Origin of the sequence: Ramlibacter sp. (assembly GCF_028292805.1) — a bacterium.
GTDB lineage: Bacteria > Pseudomonadota > Gammaproteobacteria > Burkholderiales > Burkholderiaceae_C > Ramlibacter.
In genome coordinates this window covers 1-3,567 of record NZ_JAQGLS010000060.1, presented here as the reverse complement: position 1 = coordinate 3,567, position 3,567 = coordinate 1, and the positions used below count along the sequence as shown (strand labels likewise).

Genomic DNA, 3,567 nt, shown 5'->3' with positions numbered 1-3,567 from the left:
GTCAACATGGACGCGGTCACCAACGTCGAGGAACTGAGCTTCAACTTCAACAAGGAAGCCAAGAAAATGCCGATTGTCTATTTCCAGGAACTGCTGAGCAAGGCCCCCATCGGCCTGCCCATTCCCGACATCTCGCCGCTGAACCCGCCGCTCGGGCTGGTGCCGCCGCTGCCGCCGAAAATCGAGAACCTGCACGACACCGCGCACATGTCGCCGCTGTCGGCGCTGATGACCGGCCTGGCGTACGCCAGCCAGCACAGCGACTCGGTGTTCGGCAGCGGACGGCTCGACGTGGCGCGCTACGGGCGGCTGCTCAAGTCGCGCCAGCTGGTCGGCGTGCGCGGCGCCGGCCTGCCGTTCGACGGGCTCTACTACGTCAAAAGCGTGTCGCACGACATCAAGCGCGGCGAGTACAAGCAGAGCTTCAGCCTGGCGCGCAACGCGCTGATCTCGACCCTTGCGACGGTGCCGGTATGAGCGACAGCCCCTTCTACGGCAAGTACCGCGGCACGGTGGTCAACAACATCGACCCGCTGCTGATGGGCCGCATCCAGGCCATCGTGCCCGACGTGGCGGGCTTCATCCCGTCGAGCTGGGCGATGCCGTGCGTGCCGGTGGCCGGCATCAACATGGGCCTGTTCACGGTGCCGCCCATCGCCTCGGGCGTGTGGATCGAGTTCGAGCGGGGCAACCCGGACTTCCCGATCTGGGTCGGCGGCTACTGGGGCAGCGCGGCCGAGACGCCCAAGCTGTCGAACCTGGTGCCGCCGGGCGTGGCCGGCATCACGCTGCAGACCACGCTGAAAAACGGCATCGTGATCAGCGACATGCCAGGGCCGACCGGCGGCATCCTGATCCAGACCACCACCGGCGCGATGATTTCGGTCAGCGACGTGGGCATCGTCATCTCCAACGGCAAGGGCGCGGTCATCAACATGACCGGGCCGACGACGGACGTCAACCTTGGCGCCCTGACCGTCATCTAGCGAGGACGATGCCATGCCCGCTCCCATCCTTCACCTCGGCGCCACCGTGCTGTGCAGCCACGCCGGCCAGGCGCTGCCGATGTCGCCCTTTCCGCGCGTGCTGGTGTCGGCGCAGCCGGTGGTCACGCTGGCCAGCCCCTACGCGATTGCCGGCTGCGCGCTCACCGGCACGCCCACCCCGCCGTGCCTGACCGGCCAATTCGTCATGGGCGCGGCGCGCGTGCTGGCCGGCGGCGCGCCGGTGGCCACGCTCACTGGCCAGTCGGTGTGCATTCCCACCGGCACGCCGATGCTGCCCGTGGTGGCGCAGATGCGCGTGCTCGCCACCTGAAAGGCCTGCAATGACCATGCTGGACCACCCCTATCACTTCGACGGCCAGGGCCGCACAGCCGCCACCCTGGATGCCGACCACGTGCGCGACCTGATCGAGCAGGTGCTGTTCACCGCGCCGGGCGAGCGCGTGATGCGGCCCGACTTCGGCGCCGGCCTGCTGGCGCTGGTGTTCGAGCCCAACAGCGGCACGCTGGCGGCGACGCTGCAGTTCCTGGTGCAGAGCGCCTTGCAGCAGCACCTGGCGCACCTGATCGCGGTGAACGCCGTGGCGGTCGAGAACCTCGACGCCGCGCTGCAGGTCACGGTCCACTATGTCGTGCTGGCCGACGGCAGCACGCGGCAGGCGGGTTTTGCGCTGCCCGGCGCCGGGGGAGGCGCGCCATGAAATACTTCTGCTGCGACCTGCGGCGGCTGCAGGTCATCGCGCGCACCGGCAGCGCCAGCGGCATCGAGTTCCTGGAGGTGCGCGACCACCTGGAGCCGGTCAAGCTGCTGCGCCAGCGCACGCTGTTCGTGCGGCTGCTGCGGCCGGTGCCGCTCAAGGCGAACGGCGACTGCGCGCTGGAACCGCAAAACGTGCTGATCGACGGCGGCGAGCGCATCGCCGTTGTTCCGGTCGAATGGGTGGCAGCGGGCGACAAGCTGCCGGCGGGCACCGATGCGGCGCTGACCGAAGGCATCGAAGCCACCGACCTGCCGCGCACGCTGGTGGTCCGCACCACGCTGGCGGGCGACTTCTCGCAATACACGCTGCACCTGCGCCAGGGTCCGGGCAGCGACCAGCCGCCCGAAGGCTTCGACCCGAAGCTGTCGGACATCGAGTTCTCGTTCAAGGTTGAATGCCGGTCGGACTTCGATTGCGCCACGTCGCTGCCCTGCCAGGCGCCGGTTTCCCTCCAGCCCGACATCGACTACCTGGCCAAGGACTACACCGGCTTTCGCCGCCTGATGCTCGACCGTCTGAGCCTGCTGGCGCCCGGCTGGCGCGAGCGCTCGGCGGCCGACGTGGGCGTGGCGCTGGTCGAGCTGATGGCCTATGCTGCCGACAACCTGTCGTACCGGCAGGATGCGATTGCCGCCGAAGCCTACCTGGCGGCGGCACGCCGGCGCGTGTCGGTGCGCCGCCATGCGCGGCTGGTGGACTATGCGCTGCACGACGGCTGCAACGCGCGCGCCTGGGTGCAGGTCAGGGTAGCGGCGTATTACACCCTTCCCCAGGGCACGCCCCTGCTGACGCGCAGCAGCCGCCTTCCGCAGCTGCTGGCGCCGGGCAGCAAGGATTTGAGCGACGCGCTGGCCGCCGGCGCCGTGGTGTTCGAGACGGCGCATGACGCCGAGTTAAAACCCGGCCTCAATGATTTTTCGTTCTACACCTGGGGCGACCAGGCGTGCTGCCTGCCGCGCGGCGCCACGCGCGCCACCTTGCGCGGGGCGCATCCGGACTTGAAACCGAACCACGTGCTGGTGTTCCAGGAAGTCATGAGCCCAACGACTGGCAAGACGCAAGACGCCGACCCGGCCCGGCGCTGGGCGGTGCGGCTGGTGGCGGTGACCACCGGCGCCGACCCCTCCGGCCGGCTGTTCAACCCGACGCCGGCCGATGCTCCGCTGGCGGTGACCGAAATCGCCTGGGACGCGGCCGACGCGCTGCCGTTTGCGCTGTGCCTGTCGGTCAGGGATCAGCCAGGCGTGGACATCAGCGTGGCACTGGGCAACATCGTGCTGGCCGACCACGGCCAGACCGTGCGCGGCGAAGCACTCGGTTCCGTGCCCACGTCGCACCTGATGCACGCGGCGCCCTCTCGCATGGCCAGAGCTTGTCAGCCTGGCAAGGCCGAAGACATCCCGCCGCGCTTCCGGCCCGCGCTGAAGCACGCGCCGCTCACGCAGGGCTTCGACCTGGCGAAGGAACTGGCGGCGCCGCTGGCGCTGGACGCGGGCCTGAACGCCTTGCCCTTCCAGCTTCAGGAAGAAGCCTGGTGGCCGGCCAGTACCCTGATCCACCGCGACCCCCATGACGCACTGCCCCGCATCGGCAAGCTCGAAGGCCATCTTAAGTCGGTGACCGGCACGCTGACCAGCTTTTGGGAGGTGCAACGCGACCTGTTGGGCAGCTTGCCGATGGCGCGCGACTTCGTGTCCGAAACCGAGAATGACGGCACCTCTTTCCTGCGCTTTGGCGACGATGTGCATGGCGAGCGTCCCAACGAAGGCACGGACTTCACGGCCAGCTACCGCATCGGCAAC

Annotated in this window: 4 protein-coding genes and 1 pseudogene; all 5 read left to right on the top strand. The window is 68.9% G+C overall.

Going from position 1 to position 3,567, the window contains the following annotated elements; translation table 11 throughout:
* A pseudogene (locus JWP65_RS03165) lies at positions 1 to 477 on the top strand (hypothetical protein); the annotation flags it as partial.
* Positions 474 to 986, top strand: a complete 513-nt coding sequence (locus JWP65_RS03160) for a phage baseplate assembly protein V (RefSeq protein ID WP_299760274.1) — start codon at positions 474 to 476, stop codon at positions 984 to 986. The pseudogene JWP65_RS03165 and the gene JWP65_RS03160, both read left to right, overlap by 4 nt.
* 13 nt (positions 987 to 999) lie before the next feature.
* The gene (locus JWP65_RS03155; protein ID WP_299760272.1) at positions 1,000 to 1,317 is read left to right on the top strand and encodes a hypothetical protein; all 318 of its coding nucleotides are present in this window, start codon (positions 1,000 to 1,002) and stop codon (positions 1,315 to 1,317) included.
* A gap of 10 nt (positions 1,318 to 1,327) precedes the next feature.
* A complete protein-coding gene (locus tag JWP65_RS03150) occupies positions 1,328 to 1,705 on the top strand; it encodes a GPW/gp25 family protein (protein WP_299760270.1) in 378 nt (125 codons plus the stop codon).
* The coding region (locus tag JWP65_RS03145) for a putative baseplate assembly protein (RefSeq protein ID WP_299760268.1) at positions 1,702 to 3,567 on the top strand (1,866 nt) is incomplete at its 3' end. The genes JWP65_RS03150 and JWP65_RS03145, both read left to right, overlap by 4 nt.